This window comes from Burkholderia sp. BKH01 (assembly GCF_025685725.1).
Lineage (GTDB): Bacteria > Pseudomonadota > Gammaproteobacteria > Burkholderiales > Burkholderiaceae > Burkholderia > Burkholderia pyrrocinia_C.
In genome coordinates this window covers 16949-40832 of sequence record NZ_JAOTQT010000030.1, presented here as the reverse complement: position 1 = coordinate 40832, position 23884 = coordinate 16949, and the positions used below count along the sequence as shown (strand labels likewise).

The 23884-nt window shown below is 66.4% G+C and carries 21 protein-coding genes; 9 read left to right on the top strand and 12 right to left on the bottom strand.

All coding sequences use genetic code 11. The features are described 5' to 3' along the window. Positions 1-70: 70 nt before the first annotated feature. A complete protein-coding gene (locus OEJ37_RS30280) occupies positions 71-502 on the bottom strand; it encodes a Tautomerase enzyme (protein WP_174421753.1) in 432 nt (143 codons plus the stop codon). A gap of 125 nt (positions 503-627) precedes the next feature. On the opposite strand from OEJ37_RS30280, the gene OEJ37_RS30275 reads away from it, so the two are divergent. Further along, positions 628-1224 carry a TetR/AcrR family transcriptional regulator gene (locus OEJ37_RS30275; protein ID WP_174421754.1) on the top strand — a complete coding sequence of 199 codons (597 nt, stop codon included), beginning with the start codon at positions 628-630 and terminating at the stop codon, positions 1222-1224. Between the two features lie 93 nt (positions 1225-1317). Here OEJ37_RS30275 and opcM read toward each other — a convergent pair whose 3' ends face one another. Genes opcM through OEJ37_RS30255 form a run of 4 tightly spaced genes read right to left on the bottom strand, consistent with a single transcriptional unit; the run spans position 1318 to position 8221 of the window. Next, positions 1318-2853: a multidrug efflux transporter outer membrane subunit OpcM gene (opcM, locus tag OEJ37_RS30270; protein WP_263348349.1), complete on the bottom strand. Its 1536-nt coding sequence runs from the start codon at positions 2851-2853 to the stop codon at positions 1318-1320. 10 nt (positions 2854-2863) lie between these two features. Continuing rightward, the gene (ceoB, locus tag OEJ37_RS30265) at positions 2864-6064 is read right to left on the bottom strand and encodes a multidrug efflux RND transporter permease subunit CeoB (RefSeq protein ID WP_263348347.1); all 3201 of its coding nucleotides are present in this window, start codon (positions 6062-6064) and stop codon (positions 2864-2866) included. 46 nt (positions 6065-6110) lie between these two features. Further along, the gene (gene ceoA, locus OEJ37_RS30260; protein ID WP_174421757.1) at positions 6111-7328 is read right to left on the bottom strand and encodes a multidrug efflux RND transporter periplasmic adaptor subunit CeoA; all 1218 of its coding nucleotides are present in this window, start codon (positions 7326-7328) and stop codon (positions 6111-6113) included. Between the two features lie 32 nt (positions 7329-7360). Beyond that, positions 7361-8221, bottom strand: coding sequence for an alpha/beta hydrolase (locus OEJ37_RS30255; protein WP_047902337.1), 861 nt, complete (start codon positions 8219-8221; stop codon positions 7361-7363). Between the two features lie 174 nt (positions 8222-8395). Here OEJ37_RS30255 and ceoR point away from each other — a divergent pair, with 174 nt between their 5' ends. Next, complete coding sequence (gene ceoR, locus OEJ37_RS30250) at positions 8396-9400, top strand: putative multidrug efflux transcriptional regulator CeoR (RefSeq protein WP_174421758.1); 1005 nt, start codon at positions 8396-8398, stop codon at positions 9398-9400. A gap of 24 nt (positions 9401-9424) precedes the next feature. On the opposite strand, the gene OEJ37_RS30245 is transcribed toward ceoR, so the two are convergent. Both OEJ37_RS30245 and OEJ37_RS30240 read right to left on the bottom strand, forming a co-directional pair. Continuing rightward, a complete protein-coding gene (locus OEJ37_RS30245; protein WP_263348341.1) occupies positions 9425-10096 on the bottom strand; it encodes a hypothetical protein in 672 nt (223 codons plus the stop codon). A gap of 277 nt (positions 10097-10373) precedes the next feature. Then, positions 10374-10682: an H-NS family nucleoid-associated regulatory protein gene (locus OEJ37_RS30240; protein ID WP_174421760.1), complete on the bottom strand. Its 309-nt coding sequence runs from the start codon at positions 10680-10682 to the stop codon at positions 10374-10376. 109 nt (positions 10683-10791) lie between these two features. On the opposite strand from OEJ37_RS30240, the gene OEJ37_RS30235 reads away from it, so the two are divergent. Then, on the top strand, positions 10792-11694 hold the full coding sequence (locus OEJ37_RS30235) for a response regulator transcription factor (RefSeq protein ID WP_263348339.1): 903 nt from the start codon (positions 10792-10794) through the stop codon (positions 11692-11694). A 415-nt stretch (positions 11695-12109) separates the two neighbouring features. Continuing rightward, positions 12110-12403: a DUF4148 domain-containing protein gene (locus OEJ37_RS30230; RefSeq protein WP_152859588.1), complete on the top strand. Its 294-nt coding sequence runs from the start codon at positions 12110-12112 to the stop codon at positions 12401-12403. A gap of 218 nt (positions 12404-12621) precedes the next feature. On the opposite strand, the gene OEJ37_RS30225 is transcribed toward OEJ37_RS30230, so the two are convergent. From OEJ37_RS30225 to selD, 3 genes are all read right to left on the bottom strand, one after another. Beyond that, a complete protein-coding gene (locus tag OEJ37_RS30225; RefSeq protein ID WP_174421762.1) occupies positions 12622-13701 on the bottom strand; it encodes a purine-nucleoside phosphorylase in 1080 nt (359 codons plus the stop codon). Between the two features lie 197 nt (positions 13702-13898). Continuing rightward, the gene (locus tag OEJ37_RS30220; protein ID WP_263348334.1) at positions 13899-14033 is read right to left on the bottom strand and encodes a hypothetical protein; all 135 of its coding nucleotides are present in this window, start codon (positions 14031-14033) and stop codon (positions 13899-13901) included. A gap of 72 nt (positions 14034-14105) precedes the next feature. Continuing rightward, entirely contained in the window at positions 14106-15170 is a 1065-nt protein-coding gene (gene selD, locus OEJ37_RS30215; RefSeq protein ID WP_175917076.1) for a selenide, water dikinase SelD, read from the bottom strand. A 105-nt stretch (positions 15171-15275) separates the two neighbouring features. Between selD and OEJ37_RS30210 the strand changes: the two genes are divergently transcribed. Then, positions 15276-16112 (top strand): DMT family transporter, encoded by an 837-nt coding sequence (locus OEJ37_RS30210; RefSeq protein ID WP_263348332.1) that lies wholly within the window; start codon positions 15276-15278, stop codon positions 16110-16112. A gap of 32 nt (positions 16113-16144) precedes the next feature. On the opposite strand, the gene OEJ37_RS30205 is transcribed toward OEJ37_RS30210, so the two are convergent. Further along, positions 16145-17248, bottom strand: a complete 1104-nt coding sequence (locus OEJ37_RS30205) for a porin (protein ID WP_263348331.1) — start codon at positions 17246-17248, stop codon at positions 16145-16147. A 349-nt stretch (positions 17249-17597) separates the two neighbouring features. On the opposite strand from OEJ37_RS30205, the gene OEJ37_RS30200 reads away from it, so the two are divergent. The 3 genes from OEJ37_RS30200 to OEJ37_RS30190 are packed head-to-tail and all read left to right on the top strand — an operon-like array spanning position 17598 to position 20811. Beyond that, the gene (locus OEJ37_RS30200; RefSeq protein WP_263348329.1) at positions 17598-18497 is read left to right on the top strand and encodes an N-formylglutamate amidohydrolase; all 900 of its coding nucleotides are present in this window, start codon (positions 17598-17600) and stop codon (positions 18495-18497) included. Then, positions 18494-19267, top strand: coding sequence for an IclR family transcriptional regulator (locus tag OEJ37_RS30195; protein ID WP_263348327.1), 774 nt, complete (start codon positions 18494-18496; stop codon positions 19265-19267). Before OEJ37_RS30200 ends, OEJ37_RS30195 begins: the two co-directional genes overlap by 4 nt. Before the next feature lie 38 nt (positions 19268-19305). Next, positions 19306-20811, top strand: coding sequence for a YfcC family protein (locus OEJ37_RS30190; RefSeq protein ID WP_263348325.1), 1506 nt, complete (start codon positions 19306-19308; stop codon positions 20809-20811). Positions 20812-20920: 109 nt separating this feature from the next. Here OEJ37_RS30190 and OEJ37_RS30185 read toward each other — a convergent pair whose 3' ends face one another. Further along, the gene (locus OEJ37_RS30185) at positions 20921-22429 is read right to left on the bottom strand and encodes a PLP-dependent aminotransferase family protein (protein ID WP_263348323.1); all 1509 of its coding nucleotides are present in this window, start codon (positions 22427-22429) and stop codon (positions 20921-20923) included. Between the two features lie 126 nt (positions 22430-22555). Between OEJ37_RS30185 and OEJ37_RS30180 the strand changes: the two genes are divergently transcribed. Further along, on the top strand, positions 22556-23839 hold the full coding sequence (locus OEJ37_RS30180) for a 4-aminobutyrate--2-oxoglutarate transaminase (protein WP_105391109.1): 1284 nt from the start codon (positions 22556-22558) through the stop codon (positions 23837-23839). Positions 23840-23884: the final 45 nt, after the last annotated feature.

Sequence of the window (23884 nt, the reverse complement as noted above, 5' to 3'; positions counted from 1 at the left end):
GAGCGGTGCGGGCGGCGATCGCCGCCCCGCACCGTCGGTCAACGCCTGACGGCTCGACCGTTAGTTGCAGTTACTGCGCAGCCGCCGCCGCACTCTGGATCGAATCGACGAGCGACGCGTTGTCGTAGCGTCGTCCGGCAATCCCCCATCCGCCGTCGACGGCATGAACGACATTCACCCACACTTGCGCCGGCGTCAGCCGCCCGCCTGCGCGGCGCAGCACGATCGCGGTCGCCCGTTCGACGAATTGCCGCTGCGTGTCGGGCGCCGCGAGCGCCACGGCGGGAAGCTTCAGTTCGACGAACGCCGCCGGCTCCGCCCGCCCGTGCACGAAAGTCCGGTTCCGTGGCAGTACATTGAGCGTGCCCACCACGTTCGGCGCCAGGAACGCATTCCCGGTCAACCCTTCGACATCCAGCAGCGCATCGGTCAGCTCGGCAAACACCGGCCCTTCGTCGTCCGGCGTGAAAACCCCTTCGGATACTGTCAGCGTGATCGGCATCGCACTTCCTCCTGGTCAGGTCATCGGAATCGTGACGTGATATAAATATCAGTCACTCTCTATACATTAGACACTGATTGCTCTCTATGCAAGATAAAGAGCGATCGCTCTGAAGCGAGCCAGTCATGCGTTATTCCGTCGAGCACAAGCACGAAACCCGCGCGCGCATCCTCGATGCCGCGAGCCGCCTGTTCCGTCAGGAGGGATATGGCGGTTCGGGCATCGGTCCGTTGACGAAGGCGGCGGGCGTCACGAACGGCGCGTTCTACGGACATTTCAAATCGAAAGGCGAAGCGTTCCGCAGCGTCGTCCTTGCCGGCCTCGACCAGCTCCGGCAAGGTGTCGCAATATTCAAGGCCGAGCATGGCGCGCGCTGGCGGCGCCCGTTCGTGTCGTTCTACCTCGGGCCGCGGCGCACCTGCGAACTCGGCGAAAGCTGTGCGCTGCCGAGCCTGTCCCCCGAAGTGATGCGCGCCGACGACGAGACGCGCGACGCATATGAACAGGCATTGCGGCAGATCGTCGACGAAGTGTCGTCCGGGCTCGACAACCCACCCGACGACGACCGCGCGATCGCGTTCCTCGCGCTGCTGTCGGGTGGCGTCACGCTCGCCCGCGCGGTGCGCGACCCCGTGCTGGCGGAGCGCATCGCCGATGCGGTCGGCCGGTACGCGGTGGTGATCGCGGAACGCACGGATGTGAAACCGGAGCAGCAGGCATAGCGGACGGCCAATAAAAAACCCCGATCCGCGTCATCACGGATCGGGGTTCTTCGATCATCCACCTGCTACGGCGGCCCGTCGCGGGCCGGCATCTCAACGCACGGCGACTTCCTGCTTGCCCGTCGCCGCATCGCCGACCGCCGTCGGCGCATTACCCCACCCGCCGCCCAACGCACGAATCAGGTTCACGGTCGACACGGCCTGCGCACCGGTCAACTGGTTCGACTGCAACTGCGACTGCAGCACCGACCGCTCGCTGTCGATCACGTCGAGATATGCAACCTGACCCTCCTGATACTGCGTGCGCGACAGCGTCGCCGCGCGGCGCGACGCATTGACGGCCGCATCCTGCGCGCGGATCTGGTCGTCGAGCAGGCGCAGATCGGCGAGATTGTCCTCGACCTCGCGGAACGCGACGAGCACCTGCTGCCGGTAGTTCGCGACCTGCTCGTCGTACTGCGCACGCGCCTGCTGCACGCCGGCCGCACGGCGCCCGCCGTCGAACAGCGGCAGCGTCAGCGCGGTGCCGGCGAACGGCCCGAGCAGGAACGTGCGGCTCGACCACATGAACAGGCTGCCGAGCGTCGACGCCTCATAACCAAACGCCCCCGTGATGTCGAGCTTCGGGAAATACGCCGACTTCGCGAGGCCGATCCGCGCGTTCGCGGCCGCCATCGCGCGCTCGGCCGCCGATACGTCCGGACGGCGTTCGAGCAGCGCGGACGGCAGGCCCGCCGGAACCTTCACGCCGACCGGCACGATCGGCGTTTCCTTGAACGCGAAATCCGCGGGCGCCTTGCCGAGCAGGATCGCGAGCGCATGCTCGGAAGCCGCGCGCCGGCGCGCGACGCCGACCGCATCGGCCTGCGCGCTGGCCAGCTCGTTCTTCGCGCGCGACACGTCGAGCTCGCTGATGTCGCCTTCGTTGAAGCGGCGCTGCACGAGCTTCAACGCCTGATCGCGCAATTCCACCGTGCGGCGGTACAGGTCCTGGTCAGAGTCGAGCTGGCGCAGTTCGAAGTAATTCTGCGCGACGTCCGCCTGCAGCGCGAGCTGCACCGAACGGAACAGCGCTTCGCTCTGCGCCTGGTCGGCGCGCGACGCCTCGACGTTGCGGCCGACGCGGCCGAACAGGTCGGCCTCGTAGGACACCGTGCCCTGCGCGCGCCACAGCGTCGCGGTGGTCGGGCCCGTGCCTTGCGGCTGGAACTGCGACGCCGACGACAGCCCTTCGCGCGTCGGCCCGAAACCGGCGCCGATCTGCGGGAACCATTGCGAGCGCGCCGAACGCGTCGCCGCGCGCGCTTCCTCGACACGCGCGGCCGCGGCCTTCAGGTTCTGGTTCGCGGCGAGCGCCTGCGTCTCGAGCGAATCGAGCACCGGGTCGCCGAACACCGTCCACCATTCGCCGCGATGCGCACCGTCCGACGGCTCGGCCGTCTTCCACGTGCCAGCCTGTTCGCCCGCGGCGAGCGTCGGCGCTTCCTTGAACGCGGCGGGCGTCGACACATCCGGGCGCTTGTAGTCGGGGCCCACCGCGCACGCGGCGAGCAGCGTCGCGAGCAGGGTGCTCGCGGCCGCCACCTTCGCGAAGCGCATCAGGCCATTCGTGTTGTGCATGTTGTCCATCTTCTTATCCTCAAGCATCCGAAGCCGGTACGCCCGGGGTCGGCACGCCATAACCGGCCGAGTCCTTGCCCGCGACGTGGATCTTGCCGCCCGCGAGCGTACGCAGCACGACATAGAACACCGGCGTCAGCATCAGCCCGAACAGCGTCACGCCAAGCATCCCGAAGAACACCGCGATACCCATCGCGTGACGCATTTCCGAACCCGCACCCGTCGACATGACGAGCGGCACGACGCCCATGATGAACGCGATCGACGTCATCAGGATCGGGCGCAGCCGCAGCCGGCTCGCCTCGATCGCGGCCTCGAGCGGCGTCCTGCCGTCGTGTTCGAGTTCGCGCGCGAATTCGACGATCAGAATCGCGTTCTTCGCCGACAGCCCCACCAGCACCATCAAGCCGATCTGCGTGAAGATGTTGTTGTCGCCCTGCGTGAGCCACACGCCCGTCAGCGCCGACAGAATGCTCATCGGCACGATCAGGATCACCGCGAGCGGCAGCGTCAGGCTTTCATACAACGCGGCGAGCACCAGGAACACGAGCAGCACGCTGATCGGGAACACATACATCGCCGAATCGCCCGCGAGGATCTGCTGGTACGTGAGGTCGGTCCACTCGAACCGCACGCCGCGCGGCAGCGTCTCGTGCGCGATCCGCTCGACCGCGGCCTGCGCCTGACCCGACGAGAAGCCCGGTGCCGGGCCGCCGTTGATGTCGGCCGCGGTGTAACCGTTGTAGCGCACCACCATTTCAGGGCCGAACGTCGGCGTCACCGTGACGAGCGACGACAGCGGCACCATCTCGCCCTTGTCGTTGCGCGTCTTCAACTGCAGGATGTCGTCCGCGCGCTGGCGGAACGGCGCATCGGCCTGCACGCGCACCTGGTACACGCGCCCGAAGCGGTTGAAGTCGTTCACGTACAGCGAGCCGAGATACACCTGCATCGTGTTGAACACGTCGGTGACCGGCACGCCGAGCTGCTTCGCCTTCACGCGGTCGAGATCGACGTTGAGCTGCGGCACGTTGATCTGGTAGCTCGTGAACAGCGGGCCAAGCTCCGGCGCCTGCTGCGCGCGCTTGATGAAGTCGTTGGTCGCGTCCGCGAGCCGCGCATAACCGACCGCGCCGCGATCCTCGATCTGCATCTTGAAACCGCCGAGCGTGCCGAGGCCGAGCACCGGCGGCGGCGGGAACACCGCGACGAACGAGTCCTTGATCGCACCGTACTGCTGGTTCAGCGCGCCGGCGATCGCGCCGGCCGACAGCGCCTTGCCGTGCCGTTCGGAGAACGGCTTCAGCGTGACGAACACGATGCCCGCGCTCGAGCTGTTCGTGAAGCCGTTCACCGACAGCCCCGGGAACGCCACCGCGCTCTCGACGCCCGGCTGCTTCAGCGCGATCGAGCCCATGTCGCGAATCACCTTCTCGGTACGGTCGAGCGACGCACCGTTCGGCAACTGCGCGAACGCGATCAGGTATTCCTTGTCCTGCGCGGGCACGAAACCGCCCGGCACGACCTTCGACACCAGCACGGTCGCGCCCACCAGCACGAGATACACGCCCAGCATCAGCGTCTTGCGCGACAGCACGCCACGCACGCCGCGGCCGTAGTTCTCCGCGCCGCGATGGAACACCTTGTTGAAGCCGCGGAAGAAGCCGCCGAGCACGCGGTTCATCACGCGCGTGAGCCAGTCTTCCTTTTCACCATGGCCCTTCAGCAGGATCGCGGACAGCGCCGGCGACAGCGTCAGCGAGTTGAACGCCGAGATCACCGTCGAGATCGCGATCGTCATCGCGAACTGCTTGTAGAACTGGCCGGTCAGGCCCGACATGAATGCGAGCGGCACGAACACGGCGACGAGCGTCAGCGCGATCGCGATGATCGGCCCGCTCACTTCCTGCATCGCCTTGTAGGTCGCCTGCCGCGCGTTCATCCCGCTTTCGATGTTGCGCTCGACGTTCTCGACGACGACGATCGCATCGTCGACCACGATACCGATCGCGAGCACCATCCCGAACAATGACAACGCGTTGATCGAATACCCGAACGCGAGCAGCAGCGAGAACGTGCCGATGATCGACACCGGCACCGCGATCAGCGGAATCAGCGACGCGCGCCAGGTCTGCAGGAACACGATCACGACGATCACGACCAGCGCGATCGCTTCGAGCAGCGTGTGCACGACGGCCTTGATCGACGAACGCACGAACTGCGTCGGGTCATAGACGATCTTGTAGTCGACGCCCGCCGGCATGTCCTGCTTCAGCTCGGCCATCGTCTTGCGCACTTCGTCCGAGATCTGCAGCGAGTTCGCGCCCGGCGACTGGTTGATCGCCATCGCGACGGCCGGCTTGTTGTCGAGCAGCGAGCGCAGCCCGTATTCGGACGCGTCGAGCTCGATCCGCGCGATGTCGCGCAGGCGCGTGACGCCGCCGTCCGGCGTCGTCTTCACGACGATGTCGCCGAACTCGTCTTCCGTCTGCAGACGGCCGCGCGCGTTCACCGACAGCTGCAGCGGCGTGCCGGGCAGCGACGGCGACGCGCCGATCACGCCGGCCGCGACCTGCACGTTCTGCTCGCGGATCGCCTGCACGACGTCCTCGGCGGACAACCCGCGCTGCGCGACCTTCTGCGGATCGAGCCACACGCGCATCGCGTAGTCGCCCGAACCCCACAGCTGCACCTGGCCGACGCCCTGGATCCGCGACAAGCGATCCTTCACGTTGATCAGCGCGTAGTTGCGCAGGTAGGTCATGTCGTAGCGGTTGTCCGGCGAGATCAGGTGCACGACCATCGTCAGCGTCGGCGAGCTCTTCACCGTGGTGATGCCGAGCCGCTGCACGTCTTCCGGCAAACGCGGCAGCGCCTGGTTCACGCGGTTCTGCACGAGCTGCGTGGCCTTGTCCGGATCGGTGCCGAGCTTGAACGTGACGGTGATCGTCATGTTGCCGTCGCTGTTCGCCTGCGACTGCATGTAGAGCATGTCCTCGACGCCGTTGATCTGCTCCTCAAGCGGCGACGCGACCGTCTCGGCGATCACTTTCGGGTTCGCGCCCGGGTACTGCGCCTTCACGATCACGGAAGGCGGCACGACTTCCGGATATTCCGAAATCGGCAGCAGGAACATCGCGATCACCCCGCCGAGCAGGATGATCACCGATAGGACTCCTGCAAAGATCGGTCGGTCGATAAAGAATTTGGAAATGTTCATGTGTGGCTCTGTCTGGTTGAACGCGGAAAACGTAGCGGCGTACCGCTTACGAATCCGCCTTCGCCGGTGCGGCCGGCTTCGCGGTGCTCGCGAGCGGCGCGGACGGCGCATCGCCGCCCGTCATCGGGACCATGTGCGGCTTCACCTGCTCGCCGGGCCGTACGCGCTGCGTGCCGTTCACGATCACGCGGTCGCCCGCGGAAATCCCGCTCACGATCACGCGCCGGTTGCCGTGCTGCATCCCCTGCTGCACTTCGCGGTACGACACGCGGCCCTGCTGGTCGACGACGAACACGAACTTCTTGTCCTGGTCGGTGTTGATCGCCGCGTCGTCGACGAGCAGCGCCTGGTGCGGTGCGCTGCCGCCCACCTTCACACGCGCGTAGAGGCCCGGGACGAGCGCGCCGTCCGCGTTGTCGAAGCGCGCGCGCACGCGGATCGTGCCGGACGACGTGTCGAGCCGGTTGTCGACCGAGTCGATCTCGCCGCTGCGCGAGTAGCCGGTTTCGTTCGCGAGGCCGAGCTCGACCGGCACCTTGCGGCCGTCGCGCGCGCCATTGATGTATTGCAGGTAGGTCTGCTCGTCCGCATCGAACGACGCATAGATCGGCGACACCGACACGAGCGTCGTCAGCGGCGCGGCCGATGCACCGGCCGACACGACGTTGCCGACCGTGATCTCCGCGCGCGACACGCGGCCCGACACCGGTGCGGTGATCCGCGTATAGCCGAGGTTGATGCGCGCCGTTTCCAGCGCGGCATCGCCCGCCTTCACGTTCGCCGCCGCCTCGCGGGCTGCGTTCTGCTTCTCGTCGTAATCGCGCTTCGCGATCGCGTTGTCGCCGATCAGCCGCTGCGCGCGCTGCCAGTCGGTCTGCGCATAGCCGTTGCGCGCCTGGGCAGCCGCGAGCTGCGCGGCCGCGCGGTCGACTTCGGCCTGGTACGGGCGCGGGTCGATCACGAACAGCACGTCGCCCTTCTTCACGAGCGCGCCGTCCTTGAAATTCACCGCGACGATCGTGCCCGACACCTGCGGGCGTACGTCGACCTTCTCGATCGCTTCGAGGCGGCCCGAATAACTTTGCCAGTCGGTCACGGTCTGCGGCACGACGGTCGCAACGTCGACTTCGGGCAGCGGCGCGGCCGCTTTTTCGGGCGCGTTCGCGTTCACGCGCATTGCGCCGAACGTTCCGAGGCCGACGACGGCGAGCGTCACGATCGCCGCTGTCGCGATTCGGGAACGGGAGGTGCGTAGGATGGCCATGTGGATCTCCAATAAACGTGGATTGGTTCTGGTTATTCGGAACGGTTCGGCTGGCGCGCCTGGAAGCGGCACTGGAAGAAGCGCACGGCTTCCTCGAATGCGGCTTCGTGCGTCGCGAGCGCGGCATGCGTGATATCCGGATAGCGGATCACCTGCGTGAGCACGCCCGATGAAATCAGGCAGCCCGCATATTTCTCCGCTTCGACGTGCAGCACGTCGTTCTGCGCTGTGACGACGAGCGTCGGCGGCAGCCCCGCGAGGCGCACCGATTCGAGCGGCGCCGCGTACGGGTGCATGCGCTGCGCCGCCTGCGGCAGATACGCGCGATAACAGGCCGCGCATTCGCGCGCGGTGATGTCGGACGCGAGGCGCTCGGCGTCGCCGATGCGCGTCATGCTCGGGTCGAGCATCGGCCCGAACAGCGCCTGCGCGGCGATCGACACTTCGCCGCGGTCGCGCGCGATGAACGCGAGGCAGTTCGCAAGCTGGCCGCCCGCGTCGTGGCCCGCGACACCGATCTTCTTCGGATTGCCGCCGAACGCGCGGGCACGTGTCGCGGCCCACACGGCCGCGCGATACGCATCCTCCGGCGCGGCCGGAAAAGGAAAGGCCGGCGCGAGCGAATAATCGACCGACACTACGAGAGCTGGTAAGCGTTCTGCTAAAAAACGCGCGGCGAAATCGGCGTCTTCGAGCGAACCGCGGACGAAACCGCCGCCGTGGAAATAAAGCACTACTGGCAACCCGGTCTTGTCCGGGCGGCGGTAGAGGCGCAGCACGATGTCCTGCGCGTAGCCGGGAATTTCCACTTCGGCGACCGTCAGCGCCGCGCCCGCCAAGGCTTGCGCGGGCAGCGCGGCTTTCAGGAATTTGCTGAATTCAGAAGCGTCCATGACGATGCAGCATCCATTTCGAGATGGAACGAATTCTGGGTCCGGCAGACATTGGGATAAATGCCTATAATCCGGCAACACAATTCAACGACCCCGAACAATCCGAGGCTGCGTTCACCCACGAGGTAGCGCAGCCTTCTTGTTCCGGCGGCAAATTAGATTGCGGAGGTTGTGATGGACCGGCTTCAGGCCATGCAGGTGTTTACTCGCGTCGTCGATACAAGCAGCTTCACCAAGGCAGCAGAAACGCTCAGCTTGCCGCGGGCGTCCGTCACGACGATCATCCAGAATCTCGAAGCATTCCTCGGCGTGCGGCTGATGCACCGGACCACGCGCCGGCTGTCGCTGACGCCGGACGGCGCCGCGTACTACGAAAGATGCGTGCGGATCCTCGCGGACGTCGAGGAAACCGAAGCGAGCTTCCAGGCCAACAATCGGAAGCCGCACGGAAAGTTGCGTATCGACATGCCGGGTTCGATCGGGCGGCTGCTCGTGATTCCGTCGCTGTGCGAATTTCACACGCGCTATCCGGACATCGACCTGCAGCTCGGCTTGTCCGACCGCCCGGTCGACCTGCTGCAGGAAGGCGTCGACTGCGTGATCCGCGTCGGCGCGCTGCAGGATTCGTCGCTCGTCGCGCGCCGGGTCGGCCTGTTCGAAGGCGTGACGGTCGCCGCGCCCGCCTATCTCGAGCACTTCGGCGAGCCGAAGACGATCGAGGACCTGAGCCAGCACAAGGCCGTCAACTATTTCTCGAGCCGCACCGGCCGCACGATCGACTGGTCGTTCCTGATCGACGGCAAGGAAACCGAGATCAAGATGGAAAGCATCGTGTCGGTGAACGACGCGGATGCATACGTGACCTGCGGGATCGAAGGCTTCGGGCTGATCCAGCCGCCGCTCTTCATGGTGCTGCCGCACCTGCGCGACGGCCGGCTCAAGGAAGTGCTGCCCGGCATCAAGCCGCTGCCGATGCCGATCTCGGTCGTGTATCCGCACAGCCGCCATCTGTCGCCGAAAGTGCGCGTGTTCGTCGACTGGATCGCCGAAGTGTTCGACCGCTGCCCGCTGCTGAGCGGCAAGGGCAGCCTCGACGCGACGTGCAGCAAGCGCACGTTCGAGGAAGCCGAGCGCGCGCCGGCGCTCGACACGCCGGTCATCAACGAGTGGGTCGCGTAGGTCCGGCGCACCCGGGCGCCTCGTTCACTTCGCTCTCCACGCCCGTATGAATTCCGCGGCCGCCATGCCGGGTGCGCCGCGGCCGGGCCGCTTCGCGCGCGCCATCGCCCGCGCCAGTTTCACGCGCTGCGCGCTCACGTGCCGCGCGCAAAAGCGGTCAATCACGCCGATCTGGTGTTCCATAAACGCGATCGTCTGCTCGATGTTGCCGCGCACGTTCGCCTGACAGCAGGCGAGCAGTTGATATTCCGCGATCACCGTGCGCGCGAGTTGGCGGCGGCGCTGCACCAGTGCCTGCACGTACAGTAGTTCCGGATCGGACAACGGCTCGACGAGTTGGGCGCACGACGGATGCTGATCGAACTTGCCGGCCAGTTCCGTCAGAAAACGGGCACGCGCCCCTTTTCGTTCGAGCGGAATCTCGACCGCGCCCATGAGGAAATCGCGGGCCCGATGCGGATAGACAACGGCCACCGCCAGTCGCGCGGCCTGCAGCGCGCAAGCCGCCTCGGCTTCCGCGCCGCCGGACGCCTCCAGCACGACGCGCGCAGGAGCCAATCCGGCAATTGCATCGGTCATCGACTCGATGCCGAACGTCTCGTTCCGGTAACCGCAGATCACCGCCAGCGACGAGATGCCGACCTCAACCGTCTCTTGCGTCACGCTGATGCCGACAAACACGCGCTCGGGCGCCAACGCCTCGCCGTGCTGTTGCGCTGCTCGATCGCTCATACGCATTCGCTCCTGATCTCGCCCTTCGGTCCGGCCGGGAAAAAATGGGGACGCCGGTGTTCGTCACTGGAACTGTCACAATCGAAATGTAATATTTCAACTGGAACTGGTTCCATCCGCTTCGCTCCGTCATCCGGCGTGAGTGCGTGATCGATCTTCCGAACGCGCGGCAACGCCGATGACAGGCTGCCGCGTCGAAGCGCATCAAGACCGACATGACGAATCTTCAAAAATCCATTGATCAGGAATCCTCTGATTCACCAGGCGACATCGCATCGATCAGGAACCGGTTGCGATCCTGACCACGCAACCATGCCGGCTCCCGGCCCACGCCGGACCACGTACGTCCGGTCCGTGGGTCGAAATACTTTGCCCGGCGCGTCCTGCGGCCGATCGCACCAGCCGGAAACACCTCCTTGTGGGTGAATCCGAATTCCTCGATACAGCGCCGGACTTCGAGCAGCACGGCCTCGGATATGGCGAGACGCTCGCGTTCCAGTTGCGCTTCGAGCAACGCCTTCTTTTCCATGAACGACTTGTATATCAGCATGCGATGTTCCCCGAAACCCGCTCTTCGCCGGGACTCCACCGACGCGGTGCCGGTACATCGAAGCGTAATCGCGCTGCCGTTTCGCATTGACAACCTTTGTCAACAATAATTGTTCGATATTGATTTCAGATTCGCAAATAAAAGCGATATTGACGCTATAACAGCGCGTTTTATGCGTTCAAAATTGTTGACAATTACGGAGCGGAACGATGCGAACATGCGCGGAAATTCGCCTGTCGCCGCTCGACCTCACACGGGTCACGAGAATTCCTCCATCCATGCTCGACGCAGCATGATCGACCTGCTCGCTTACAAAGGAGTACCAAGCATGAATTTTCTATATCTCGAGGACGACAGCGCATACGTCGAAATGATCACCGCAATACTGGAGAAATCGGGACACCGCGTGCATGCGGTCGGCAACGGCTTCCAGGCAATCCGCCATCTGGAGAACGCGGTGGTCGACCTGATGATTCTCGACTGGCTAGTGCCGGGCCTGTCGGGGTTCGAGGTGCTGAAATGGACGCGGGAACGCATCGGTGGGCGCTTGCCGATCCTGTTTCTGACGAATCGCGCGCGCGAGGACGAGATCCTCTCCGCGATCAACGCCGGCGCCGACGATTACATGGTCAAGCCGATCAGCCATTTCGAACTGCTGGCGCGCACCAACGCACTGCTGCGCCGCGCGTATCCCGCGTGCGTCCAGCAGGAGGCACTCGACATCGGCGGCTATCGGTTCGATATGAAGGCGCGAACGGTGCGGTTGCATGATGCGCCGATCAGGCTGACCCCGCGCGAATTCGAGCTCGCCGTGCTGCTGTTCCGCAATCTCGGACGGATCATGCCGCGCGAAGCGTTGATACGCTCGCTCTGGGGCAGGGACATGGTCGGTGTGTCGCGCAGCCTCGACACGCACATCTATCGGCTGCGGATGAAGCTCGCACTCCAGCCGTCGAACGGCGTGCGACTCAGCGCGGTCTACACGCTCGGCTATCGTCTCGAAGCGATCTGACTGCCGCACGTGCGCTCCGATGCGTTGGGCCGGCCCGACAACCGGTTCCCGCCGCGCATCGCATGCTCCGCGCCGCCATTGTTCCGCCATACGCAAAGGATCAGTGCGCGGCGCGGAAGACCGCGCCGCGCACAGGGCGCGCCGCCCGCATGGCCACCGGCCCGCAGCCCCATGCACAAGGCTCGCGACCATATCCTCACCGGCCGTGCGGGTAACGATTGTTCCAGCCTGACGACAATTCAATTCGCAGCAGCGCCATTTATCGCGTTGCTGCCGGCCCCTAGAGTAAACCCTGTCGCGCACACCGTTGCGCATCGAACCGATCCCTGGAGCAGGCGCCGACTCCGACGCAATGCAAGCACGGGATCCGAGTCGGCGCTGAAGCGCCGTCCCATCTCGATACAGGAGTTACGTCATGAACCGCCGCACCCTTCTCTCCGCCGTTGCCCTCGCACTCGCCGTGTCCGCACCGGCCTTCGCCGATTCGGGCACGCCGCACGCCGGCGACTACGGCAACACGTCGTGGTACTCGCAGCACAACGGCCCGCGCACACGCGCCGAAGTGAGCGCGGAAGTCGAACAGGCTCGCCGCGACGGCACGCTCGCGTACCTGCGCAAGGCGACTTCGTATCCGCAAGGGCTCGAACTCGCGCAAGGCCCGTATCGCTCGATGCCGGAAAGCAACCAGCTCGCCGGCGGAGGCCGGTAAACGCGCAACGCCGCGCAGCGGGTGGCCCCGTGCGCGGCGTCGCGAAACACCCATCGACGACTCGCTGAGTCAGTTAGTTGCAGGAGCACATGATGAACGACCAACTTCCTTCGCCGCTCGATCACTGGGACGACACCACGCCGGTCTGGACGCCGTTCCGTTCGGTTCCGCACTCGCATTGACCGCCGGTTGAGTCATCGTCAGGCCATGTCCGGACATTATCGGCGCGGCACGCCGTCGCGCCATTCGCCCCAGTGCGTCACGATGTCCTGCACGAGCGGATTGCCCGCGCGGTACAGGTTTTCGGTCGCCGGGGCGAAACCGCCTTGGTCCGCGTAGTTCAGCAGGTTGTCGGCGCTCGTCTGCCCCGCATACGGCCGATCGAAATCGGAGCCCGTGCGCAGCACCGCGACGCGCGACAGGTCGACCCGCTTCACGCTCGCCGCGCGCTTGAGCGCTTCGTATGTCGCGTTGTCTTCCTGCGCGGTCATGCAGTAGGTGCCCTTGCCGTCGGTCAGGATCTTTGTCCACTGGCGCGCGCGCTCGCCGATCAGCGTGCCCGAGAACCACGTGTTGCCCGATGACGTGTCGCACTGGATCACCGTCGGCGGCCGGTTCGCCGGCGCATACGTGAACTTCGCGCGCGCGGCCTGCGCCTGCGCGCTGTCGGCGAGCACGACGTTGCGCGACAGCGCGTACGCGGCGTCGGTCAGTTGCGGGTTGAGCTGGAACACTTCGGTGCGGTAGTCGAGCGGCGGCTTGTCGTTCGGGCTCTTCGTGTTGATACCGAGAAAGCCCGTGTTCCAGCCGGACGGAATCTCGCGCGCATCGAGTTCCCATTGCAGGCTGAAATCGACGAGATATTTCGACCACGCGGCAGACCCGACCGTGCCTTGCGCGGGGTCGACGCCCGCGATGCCGGAGATCAGGAAATACGTGCGGCGCAGATCGAAGCGCTGCGAGAACGTGAGCGCCATGATCGTCGCCGACGCGTTCGCATAGCCCATGCCGGTCGTCACCACGCATACATCCTGCTTGTTGCAGTGGACCGCCGGATAGTCGGGCGACAGGCCCGGCACGGCGATGTCGCGCCACGGGCCGATCCGGTCGAGCCAGGCCTGGCCCTCCGGGCCGAACATCGTGATGATCATGACCTTGACCGGGCGGCCCTGTGCACCGGTCTCGGAAAATGCAGTGTTGCCCGCGTTGTTGCCCTGGTTGTCCTGCGCGATCGACGGCGCGGTCGCACAGGCCGCGAGCGAGAATGCGGCGGCGGAAAGAATGGAGCGAGTCAGCATCGGCGTTCCTTGTTTCGGTGATGTTGGGTGAGAACGGCTCTCGGAGACTGCGCGAGGGAGTATAGAACGGGCCTGCGCAATGCGGAACCCGGCTACGAAACGGCTAGCCGTGTTTCGTGAGACGGTGCGCGTGTTGCGCAACGCGATGTGCGTCGTTGGTTTCGCACCGTCACCGTGCACGACGACCGTCAGGAATGCTATCTGGTTGGCAGGAACGAATGCCCGGCCACATACCTCCTCGCATCGCCCCCGTCGAAGTCGACTTCTACTTCGGCCAGCGCAACGGGCCCGACCGACAGCGCGATCATCAGCCCGAACAGGAAGTCGTTCATCGGTCGTCGATGCGTTCGATGGAAGACATCGATTCTAGCGACCGCACCACGATCCGGCGTGGAAAATCCGCGTCAGGCGACGTCGACGCGCGCCGGCCCGTCCACCATCTCGCCGATCACGGCCGCGCGGTCGAAGCCGTCGGCACGGAAGCACGCGAGGACTTCGTCGACGGCCTCGGGCGCGCATGCGACGAGCAGGCCGCCCGACGTCTGTGGATCGGTCAGCAGTGCCTGTGCGACGGGCGGCAGCCCGTCGGCCAGGCGCACATCCGTGCCGTACGCGGCCCAGTTGCGGCCCGACGCGCCCGTGAACACGCCGTCTGCGACGAACGCCTCGACGCCCGCGAGCCACGGCAGCGACGCATAGTGCACGCGCGCGGTGAGATGCGCGCCGCGCGCCAGTTCGAGCGTATGGCCGAGCAGCCCGAAGCCCGTGACGTCGGTCAGCGCATGCACGCCCGGCAACGCAGCGAGCTCTGTGCCCGGCCGGTTCAGTTTGGTGGTCGTCGCGACCATCTGCGCATAACCCGCGGCGTCGAGCTGGTTCTTCTTCAGCGCGGCCGACAGCACGCCGACGCCAAGCGGCTTGCCGAGCACGAGCACGTCGCCCGCGCGCGCGGCCGCGTTGCGCTTCACGCGCGACGGATGCACGACGCCGATCGCCGCGAGCCCGTAGATCGGCTCGACCGAATCGATCGAATGGCCGCCCGCGACCGGAATGCCGGCGTCCGCGCACACCGATTCGCCGCCGCGCAGCACGGCCGCGATCGTCTCGTGCGGCAACACGTTGATCGGCATCCCGACCAGCGCGAGCGCGAGGATCGGCTTGCCGCCCATCGCGTAGACATCGGACAGCGCGTTGGTCGCCGCGATGCGGCCGAAGTCGAACGGATCGTCGACGATCGGCATGAAGAAGTCGGTGGTCGCGACGATCGCCTGCTCGTCGTTGAGACGGTAGACGGCCGCATCGTCGGACGTCTCGGTACCGACCAGCAGGTCCGGGAACAGCGCGGGCGGCGTCGCGCGCTTCAGCAGCTCGGACAGCACGCCCGGCGCGATCTTGCAGCCGCAGCCGCCCCCGTGCGACAGGCTCGTGAGGCGCGGAACGGCAGGCTGGGCTTGGGTGGCTTCGGTCATCGTCGGCATCCGGTGAATAACAACGCTCCATTATCGACAATTCCGCGCGAGCGCGCCCGATACCCACATAATTGTCGGCGCCTGCCTTCGTCCGCCCCTTCATTCATGGATCACCTGTTCATCGGCCTCGTGCTGTGCTCCGCGCTGCTGCACGCCATCTGGAACGCGTTTCTGCACGTCAGCGAAGACCGGCTCGTGCAGCTCGGCACGATGTCGCTGCCGTATCTCGCGTTCGGCATCGCCGGCGCCGCGCTGCTGCCCGCGCCGGTGCCCGCCGCCTGGCCGTATGTCGTCGCATCGGCCGCGCTCGAGGTCGCGTACTGCTTCACGCTCGCGCGCGCATACCGCAGCGGCGAGTTCGGGCAGATCTATCCGATCGCGCGCGGGATGTCGCCGCTGCTCGTGTCGGTGCTCGCGTTCGTGGTGCTGCACGAGCGGCCGACGCCGTTCGGCTTCGCCGGCATCGCGCTCGTGTCGTTCGGCATCATGTCGCTCGCGCTGCGCCGCGGCTTCAGGTTCTCCGGGGAAGGCGTGCCGTATGCGCTGCTCACGGGCGTGTTCATCGCCGCGTATTCGATCTGCGACGGGATCGGCTCGCGCGTGTCCGGCAGCGCGCTCGGCTACATCGCGTGGGTGTACCTGCTGTGGAGCGTGCCGCAGCTCGTGCTCGTCTGCGCAGTGCGCGGCGGCCCGCGCGCGGTGCTCGGCTCGCGCACCGCGCTCAAGCAGGGTGCGATCGCCGGCACGATCTCGCTCGCCGCGTATGCGATCGTGATCCTCGCGTACCGGCACCTGCCGGTCGCGACCGTGTCGGCACTGCGCGAAACGAGTTCGATCTTCGCGGTCGCGATCGGCTGGTTCGTGATGCGCGAGCGGCCCGGCGCGCAGCGGCTCGCCGCGTGCGCGCTGGTGGTTGCGGGCGCGGCGCTGATCCGGCTTTAAGCAGAAGCAACGCGCGCCCGCGGCATGCCAAGTCAGAACTTGTGACGGATGCCCGTCACCGCGACGATCTGCGTACGCGTGCTCGACGGATTCGAGATCCCCTCGATCGCGGCCACCGTGTTCGACGACGCGCGCTGGTAGAACGCATTCACGTAGATATCGGTGCGCTTCGACAGGAAATACTGCGCGCCGACGCTCGTCTGCAGGTAGTGCGAACTCGGCTTCGGCCCCTGCGACGCGAGCACCTGCGTGTAGGTTTCGCCGAGCGCGAACTGCAGCGCGGGCGTCATCAGGTAGCGCACGCTGCCCTCGTAGTTGATGAAGCGCATCGCGCCGCCCGTCTGCAGGTTGAAAAGCGAGCTCGTGTACAGCAGCCCGAACGTCGCGGCACCCCATGCATACGCGCCGCCCGCACCCCAGATCTGCTGGCGCGTCACGCCCTTGATGAACGTGTAGTAGTTGTCGGACGCCGCCGCGCCGGTCGTGTCGAGTGCCGGATGGTCGACGCGCACATACGCCGCGCCGAGTCGCAACGGCCCGTTCTCGTAGCTCGCGCCAAGGCTCCACACGCGGTTCTCGGCGAACGACGTCGAATTCGAGAAGCCGTACAGGCCGACCGCGCGCAGCCCATACCACATGGGCGTCTGGTACTGCACCGAGTTGTTGGTGCGGAACGTGTTGTTCAGGTCGTCGGTGTCGAACGGATGCAGCGCGTACTGCGTGAGCGCGGTGGTCGCGCCGATCTGCAGCGGCTCCAGCACTTCCTGCGCCGCGTTGTACTGGCGGCCCATCGTCAGCGTGCCCCAGCGGTCGTTTTCCAGCCCGACGTACGCGCGGCGCCCGAACAGCCGCCCGCCCTGGCTCGCGGCGCCGGTCTCGATGTTGAAGCCGTTCTCGAGCCGGAACACCGCGCGCGTGCCGCCACCGAGTTCTTCCTTGCCGAGCAGCCCCCAGCGCGTGCCCTGTTCGTTGCCGCCGGTCGCCTGCCACGCGGCATGCCCGTTCTGGTTGTTCGTGTACGTGATCCCCGAATCGACGACGCCATACAGCGTCACGCTCGACTGCGCATGTGCGTGCGTCGCACCCGCCGCGATTGCGATGCCTGCCAGCGCGATCGCCATCTCTTTCCGTTTCATCTCCGACCCCTTTTGTCGATTGAATATGGGGAGCGATTTATTTCGCCCGCGACGTGTTTTATTGACTAAAACATCGTCTTATTAATTGTCGATTTCGGCGATTTGAAGCGTCAAGCCATGCCAAAAATCACTCACGGGAGTCAAAACGGCCTGACTTGCAACGCGTTTCGAAGAATGAAACAAATTCAATATCTACGGGCATTACAAGCCGATCACAGCGCGCAATCCCGGCATCAAAAAAAGCCCTTGACCGCGATTTTCTGCCGTTGTGAAATATTGATACGCTGTTTTAATCATTAAAACAAACAGACGAGACGCTTCAAGAAACTAGGTAAAGAACCTGATCCCCATGCTGACGTTTAATTGCAACAACGCGACCGCCGGCGAATCGCCCGCGTATTTCGTCGCGCAGCCGACGGTGCCCGCGCTGCCGATCGTCGTCGATTCGCCGCACAGCGGCATCGCCTATCCGCCCGACTTTTCCCCCGTCGCGCCGCACGACGCGATCCGCACGACGTGGGACGCTTACATCGACGAACTGTGGGCCGGCGCCGCCGCGTACGGCGGCACGCTGCTCGGTGCGACGTTCCCCCGCGCCTACATCGATCCGAACCGCGCGGCAACCGACATCGACGCGACGCTGCTCGCCGAGCCGTGGCCCGAGCCGCTTTCGCCGCAGCCGTACACGCAGCGCGGGATGGGGCTGATCCGGCGCGACGCGCTGCCCGGCGTGCCGCTGTACGACCGCAAGCTAACGCTCGCCGAAGTGCGCCACCGGATCGACGCGTACTACCTGCCGTACCGCCGCGCGCTCGCCGGCATCGCCGAGCCGCTGCATGCCGCGCACGGCGCGCTGTGGCATATCGACTGCCATTCGATGAAGTCGCGCGGCAACGCGATGAACATCGACGCGGGCGCGTTGCGGCCCGACGTCATCGTCAGCGACCGGCGCGGCACGACCGCCGACCCGGCCTTCACCGCATGGACTGCGCAGTGGTTCGCCGACGCCGGCTATCGCGTGCAGATCAACGACCCGTACCAGGGCGGCGATCTGCTGACCGCACTCGCCGACCCCGCACGGCAGCGCCACAGCATCCAGATCGAATTCAACCGCACGCTCTACATGGACGAAGCCGCGTTCGCGAAACACGCGGGCTTCGCCCCGCTGAAGCGCTCGGTCGACGCGTATCTCGACGCGCTCGCCGATTACGTCCGCGCGCGCGTCGCGGCGCCGGGAGATACCGCATGACGACCTACATCGTCGACGCCGTCGACAGCGCGCTGAAGCTGCTGACCTACGTGGCCGAGCATCCGAACCTCGGCGTGACCGAACTGGCGTCGCAACTCGGCATCAACAAGTCGCGCACGTACCGGATGCTGTGCACGCTCGAACTGCACCGGTTCGTCGTGCAGGACCCACGCACGTCCACCTATGCGCTCGGCCCGCAGGCGTTCGTGATCGGCGTGGCCGCATCGCAGCAGAACGCGCTGGTGCGCGCCGCGCACCGGCACATGCTCGCGCTCAACCAGGCGATCAACGAAACCATCGTGCTGCGCGTGCGCGAAGGGCTCGAATCGGTGTGCGTCGCGCGTTGCGAAACGACGCATGCGGTGCGCACCGTCGGCTCGGTCGGCAACCGCCGGCCAATCAATTTCGGCGCATCGGGCAAGGTGCTGCTCGCGTTCGCGCCCGATGCGGTGCGCGACGAGTATTTCGTGCAACTGCGCAGGACCGGGCAGGCCGACGATCAGCCGAAACTCGCCGGCGAACTCGACGCGGTCGCACGCAAGGGCTATGCGGTCAGCAGCGGCGAAGTGACGCCCGGCGCGGTGGGGATCGCGGTGCCGGTGCGCGACCTGACGGGTGCGACGGTCGCGTCGGTCAGCGTGACGGGGCCCGAGGTGCGCGTGAGCCACGCCGACATTCCCGACTATCTCGAACGCCTGCAGGCGTGCAGCCACGCCATTTCCGCCGAACTCGGCTACGTCCCGGCGCGCGCCGCGCTGCAACCGGCCTGACGGCCCGCCCCCTTCACCGACGAACCGACGAGGATCCAATGTCCGCCTCTTCCCCGAACCCGGCCGGCGCGCACGGCGCCGACACCCCCGCGCTCGCGGCCGACGATCCGGCGGCCGGCGATCCGGCGGCGAACGCCGGCCACGCGCTGCATCCGCACGGCAAGATGCTGCACCCGGTCGTGATGATGCTGTGGGTGCTGTCCGCCGCGATCGCACTCACGTGGATCGTCGACTCCGGCCACTTCGAGCGCAACGGCCGGCTCGTCGTGCCGGGCACCTACCAGGTGGTGCCGAAGACGACCGCGCTCGCGACGCTCGTCGCACCGGCCGTCAGCCACAGCACGTCCGCGCATGCGTTGCCGGCGAGCCTCGTATCCGCATTCGTCGCGGTACCGGAAGGCCTGCTGAAGAACGCGCCGCTGATCGTGATGGTGATGTTCGTCGGCGGGATGTTCGGCGTGATGCGCCGCACCGGCGTCGTCGATGCCGGCATCGACCGGCTGCTGCAGCTCACCGGCAACAACGCGTACCTGCTGACGCCGATGCTGATGATCCTGATCGGGCTCGGCAGCACGCTGCTCGGCTTCATCTCCGAATACCTCGTGATCATTCCGATGGTCGTCGTGATCGCGCGGCGCCTCGGGCTGTCCGACCTGTTCGCGGTCGCGCTCGTCGCGATCGCCGCGAAGATCGGCTATATCGCGTCGGTCACGAACCCGCTCGCGCTCGCCGTCGCGCAGCCGCTCGTCGGCGTGCCGCTGTTCAGCGGCGTCGCGCTGCGCGCGGCCGTATTCGTCGTATTCCTGACGATCGGCATCCTGTACCTGTTGCGCCACGTGCGCAACACCGGCTACCGAGCGGGGCAAACCGCGGCGGGTAACGCCGCGCATGAAACCGCGAAGCTGTCGCTGCGCCACAAGGCAACGCTGGTCGTATTTGCGGCGGCCGTCGCGATGCTGATCTACGGCACGCGCGAACTGAAATGGGGCAATGTCGAACTCGCGGCGTTCTACGCGGCCGTGAGCATCGCGACGGCCGTGATCGGCCGGCTCGATTCGCGCAGCGCGGCCGATGCGTTCGTCGACGGGATGAAGAACATGATGCTCGCCGCGCTGCTGATGGGGCTCGCCGCGTCGGTCGAACTGCTGCTGCAGAACAGCCTCGTACTCGACACGCTGATCCATTTCTTCACGCGACTCGCGGACGGGCAATCGCCGGTATGGGTCGCGAACGGGCTGATGGGCGTGCAGATGGTGCTCGACGTGTTCATCCCGTCCGTGTCGGGCAAGGCCGCGGTCAGCATGCCGATCATCGGGCCGATCGCGCAGCTCTCGGGCGTGAGCGGCCAGACGTCGGTGCTCGCGTTCGTGCTCGGCGGCGGACTGACGAACCTCGTCACACCGACGTCCGGGATGCTGCTCGCGTATCTCGCGACCGCGCGCGTCGACTTCGGCGCGTGGATCCGCTTCGTGCTGCCGCTGTTCCTGACGCTGCTCGCGCTGTCGTGCGTCGTGCTGACGTTCGCGGTGTGGATCGGGTATTGAGATTCAGCGGCACGGCAAAACGCGAATGCTCTCCGCGCTGCGGAGAGCATCGCTCCGTCGCCCGTCGACGACAGGCATCGCATCGCGATGCTGTCGTTGGATACGCCGCTTACGCTGCCACCGCCACCCCGCCGAACGCCCGCTCGTCGATCGCCTCCGCGAGCGTCGCGAATGCCGGCGCGATCTCGTCCTCCGGCACGCATGCATAACCGAGCAGCAGCCCCGACGCCGCGCGCCCGCGATCCGCGTAATAGCCGGACAGCGGCCGCACGACGATATTGCGCTCGAGCGCGGCCTGCGCGACCGCGCGATCGTCGACGCCTTCCGGCAATTGCGTGACGAGATGCAGCCCCGCGTCGCTGCCGAGCGCCTGCAGCGTGTCGCCGTAGCGGCGCGCGACCGCATCCAGCAGCACCTCGCGGCGTTGCCCGTACAGCGTGCGCATCTTGCGGATATGCGACACGAAATGCCCTTCCGCGATGAATTCGGCGAGCACGGCCTGCTGCAGCAACTGCCCTTCGCGATACAGCTCGGCGCTCGCGGTCGCGAAGCTTTCCGCGAGCGGTTCCGGCGCGACCAGGTAGCCGACCCGCAGCCCGGGGAACAGCGTCTTGCCGAAACTGCCGACGTAGATCACCTGCCCGGCCGTATCGAGACCCTGCAGCGACGCGAGCGGCCGGCTGCCGTAGCGGAATTCGCTGTCGTAGTCGTCCTCGATGATCCAGCAGCCGTGCTGGCGCGCGTATTCGAGCAGCATGCGCCGCCGCGCGAGGCTCATCACCATCCCGAGCGGATACTGGTGCGACGGCGTGACGAGCATCAGCTTCGGCGGTTCCGCGAGATCGGCGGCCGACGGCGCGATGCCTTCGTCGTCGACCGGGATCGGCCGAGTGGTCAGCCCCGACACGTTCAGCACGCTGCGCACGCCCCAGTAGCACGGATCCTCGGTCCAGATCGCGTCGCCCGGGTCGGTCAGGAGCCGCACCGCGAGGTCGATCGACTGGTGGATGCCGGTCGTGATCACGATCTGCTCGGGCGTGCAGCGCACCGAGCGCGACGTGCGCAGGTAGTCGGCCAGCGCCTCGCGCAGCAGCGCGAGCCCGCCGCCCGGCGCATAGGTCAGCAGGTCGGGGCGCAGGCGCCGCCAGTATTTGTTGTGCAGTCGCGTCCACACGCGCGCCGGAAATCGCGACACATCGGGCACGCCCGGCATGAACGCGCCGCCCTGGCGCTTCGACACGCCGGCTCCGTCGACGAGCCGCGTGCCGCGCGCGGACAGCCGCCGCGCGGACGGCACCACGACGGCCGGCCCGGCCGCTGCGTCGGGCGGCGCCCCGACGATCTCGTCCGGCGCGCTGTCGGCGACGAACGTGCCGCGGCCCGTCGCCGAGTTCACATAGCCTTCGAGCGCAAGCTGTTCGTAAACCTGCGTGACCGTGTTGCGCGCGATCCCGAGCTCGGCGGCCAGCAGCCGCGACGACGGCACGCGCGTGCCGGCCGGCAGTTCGCGCGACAGGATCGCCTGTTGCAGCAGCCGGTGAAGCTGCCGGTAGATCGGCTGTTCGCCGCCGCGCAGGAGGCGCTGCGCCAGCCAGTCCGACAACACGCTCGCACGCATGATTGGCTCCTGAATATTTATTGAAATGGCTCTGATTGCCAGAGCCAAATGTGATTATAGTCGCCTCCATGGGCTGCCAACGCGCCCGATTTTCTACTCACCGGAAAGAACATCAAGGAGATGACCGTGAAGAATGCCGACCTGCAGGCCCGCAAGAACGCCGCTACCCCGCGCGGCGTCGGCGTGATGTGCGATTTCTACGCAGCCCGCGCCGAGAACGCGGAACTGTGGGATGTCGAAGGCCGCCGCTTCATCGATTTCGCCGCCGGCATCGCGGTGCTGAACACGGGCCACCGCCACCCGAAGATCGTCAAGGCGATCTCGGATCAGCTGAACAGCTTCACGCACACCGCCTACCAGATCGTCCCGTACGCGTCGTACGTCGAGCTGGCCGAGAAGATCAACGCACGCGCGCCGGGCGACTTCCCGAAGAAGACCGCGTTCTTCACGACCGGCGCCGAAGCCGTCGAGAACGCGATCAAGATCGCGCGCGCCGCGACCGGCCGTCCGGGCGTCATCGCGTTCTCGGGCGGCTTCCACGGCCGCACGATGATGGGCATGGCGCTGACCGGCAAGGTCGCCCCGTACAAGCTGAACTTCGGCCCGTTCCCGGGCGACGTGTTCCACGCACCGTACCCGACCGCGCTGCACGGCGTGACGACGGCCGACTCGATCAAGGCGATCGAGATGCTGTTCAAGGCCGACATCGATCCGAAGCGCGTCGCCGCGATCATCTTCGAACCGGTCCAGGGCGAAGGCGGCTTCAACCCGGCGCCGGCCGAGTTCGTGCGCGCGCTGCGCAAGATCTGCAACGAACACGGCATCCTGCTGATCGCCGACGAAGTCCAGACCGGCTTCGCGCGTACCGGCAAGCTGTTCGCGATGCAGCACTACGACGTGCTGGCCGACCTGATCACGATGGCGAAGAGCCTCGCGGGCGGCATGCCGCTGTCGGGCGTCGTCGGCCGTGCGGACGTGATGGACGCGGCAGCGCCCGGCGGCCTCGGCGGCACGTACGCGGGCAACCCGCTGGCAGTCGCATCGGCGCACGCGGTGCTCGAGATCATCGACGAAGAGAAGCTGTGCGAGCGCGCCACGCAACTCGGCGACGTGCTGAAGGCAAAGCTGAACGCGCTGCAGGCCGACGTGCCGCAGATCGCCGACGTGCGCGGCCCGGGCGCGATGGTCGCGGTCGAGTTCCTGAAGCCGGGCTCGGGCGAGCCGGATGCGGAATTCACGAAGCGCGTGCAGGCGCGTGCGCTTGAGCGCGGCCTGCTGCTGCTCGTGTGCGGCGTGTACTCGAACGTCGTGCGCTTCCTGTTCCCGCTGACGATCCCGCAAGCCGTGTTCGACGAAGCGCTCGTGATCCTTGAGGAAGTGCTGAAGGAAACGGTCGGCGTGCCGGCCTGAGTTCCCGTCAACTGAATGCGCCGCCGCCGTCGTCACGACGGCGGC

What these genes read in the sequence shown, in the direction of transcription:
- OEJ37_RS30280 (WP_174421753.1), bottom strand. Translation starts at nt 502, where the DNA reads ATGCCGATCACGCTGACAGTATCCGAAGGGGTTTTCACGCCGGACGAC.
- OEJ37_RS30275 (WP_174421754.1), top strand. Translation starts at nt 628, where the DNA reads ATGCGTTATTCCGTCGAGCACAAGCACGAAACCCGCGCGCGCATCCTC.
- opcM (WP_263348349.1), bottom strand. Translation starts at nt 2,853, where the DNA reads ATGGACAACATGCACAACACGAATGGCCTGATGCGCTTCGCGAAGGTG.
- ceoB (WP_263348347.1), bottom strand. Translation starts at nt 6,064, where the DNA reads ATGAACATTTCCAAATTCTTTATCGACCGACCGATCTTTGCAGGAGTC.
- ceoA (WP_174421757.1), bottom strand. Translation starts at nt 7,328, where the DNA reads ATGGCCATCCTACGCACCTCCCGTTCCCGAATCGCGACAGCGGCGATC.
- OEJ37_RS30255 (WP_047902337.1), bottom strand. Translation starts at nt 8,221, where the DNA reads ATGGACGCTTCTGAATTCAGCAAATTCCTGAAAGCCGCGCTGCCCGCG.
- ceoR (WP_174421758.1), top strand. Translation starts at nt 8,396, where the DNA reads ATGGACCGGCTTCAGGCCATGCAGGTGTTTACTCGCGTCGTCGATACA.
- OEJ37_RS30240 (WP_174421760.1), bottom strand. Translation starts at nt 10,682, where the DNA reads ATGCTGATATACAAGTCGTTCATGGAAAAGAAGGCGTTGCTCGAAGCG.
- OEJ37_RS30230 (WP_152859588.1), top strand. Translation starts at nt 12,110, where the DNA reads ATGAACCGCCGCACCCTTCTCTCCGCCGTTGCCCTCGCACTCGCCGTG.
- OEJ37_RS30225 (WP_174421762.1), bottom strand. Translation starts at nt 13,701, where the DNA reads ATGCTGACTCGCTCCATTCTTTCCGCCGCCGCATTCTCGCTCGCGGCC.
- OEJ37_RS30220 (WP_263348334.1), bottom strand. Translation starts at nt 14,033, where the DNA reads ATGAACGACTTCCTGTTCGGGCTGATGATCGCGCTGTCGGTCGGGCCC.
- selD (WP_175917076.1), bottom strand. Translation starts at nt 15,170, where the DNA reads ATGACCGAAGCCACCCAAGCCCAGCCTGCCGTTCCGCGCCTCACGAGC.
- OEJ37_RS30210 (WP_263348332.1), top strand. Translation starts at nt 15,276, where the DNA reads ATGGATCACCTGTTCATCGGCCTCGTGCTGTGCTCCGCGCTGCTGCAC.
- OEJ37_RS30205 (WP_263348331.1), bottom strand. Translation starts at nt 17,248, where the DNA reads ATGAAACGGAAAGAGATGGCGATCGCGCTGGCAGGCATCGCAATCGCG.
- OEJ37_RS30200 (WP_263348329.1), top strand. Translation starts at nt 17,598, where the DNA reads ATGCTGACGTTTAATTGCAACAACGCGACCGCCGGCGAATCGCCCGCG.
- OEJ37_RS30195 (WP_263348327.1), top strand. Translation starts at nt 18,494, where the DNA reads ATGACGACCTACATCGTCGACGCCGTCGACAGCGCGCTGAAGCTGCTG.
- OEJ37_RS30190 (WP_263348325.1), top strand. Translation starts at nt 19,306, where the DNA reads ATGTCCGCCTCTTCCCCGAACCCGGCCGGCGCGCACGGCGCCGACACC.
- OEJ37_RS30185 (WP_263348323.1), bottom strand. Translation starts at nt 22,429, where the DNA reads ATGCGTGCGAGCGTGTTGTCGGACTGGCTGGCGCAGCGCCTCCTGCGC.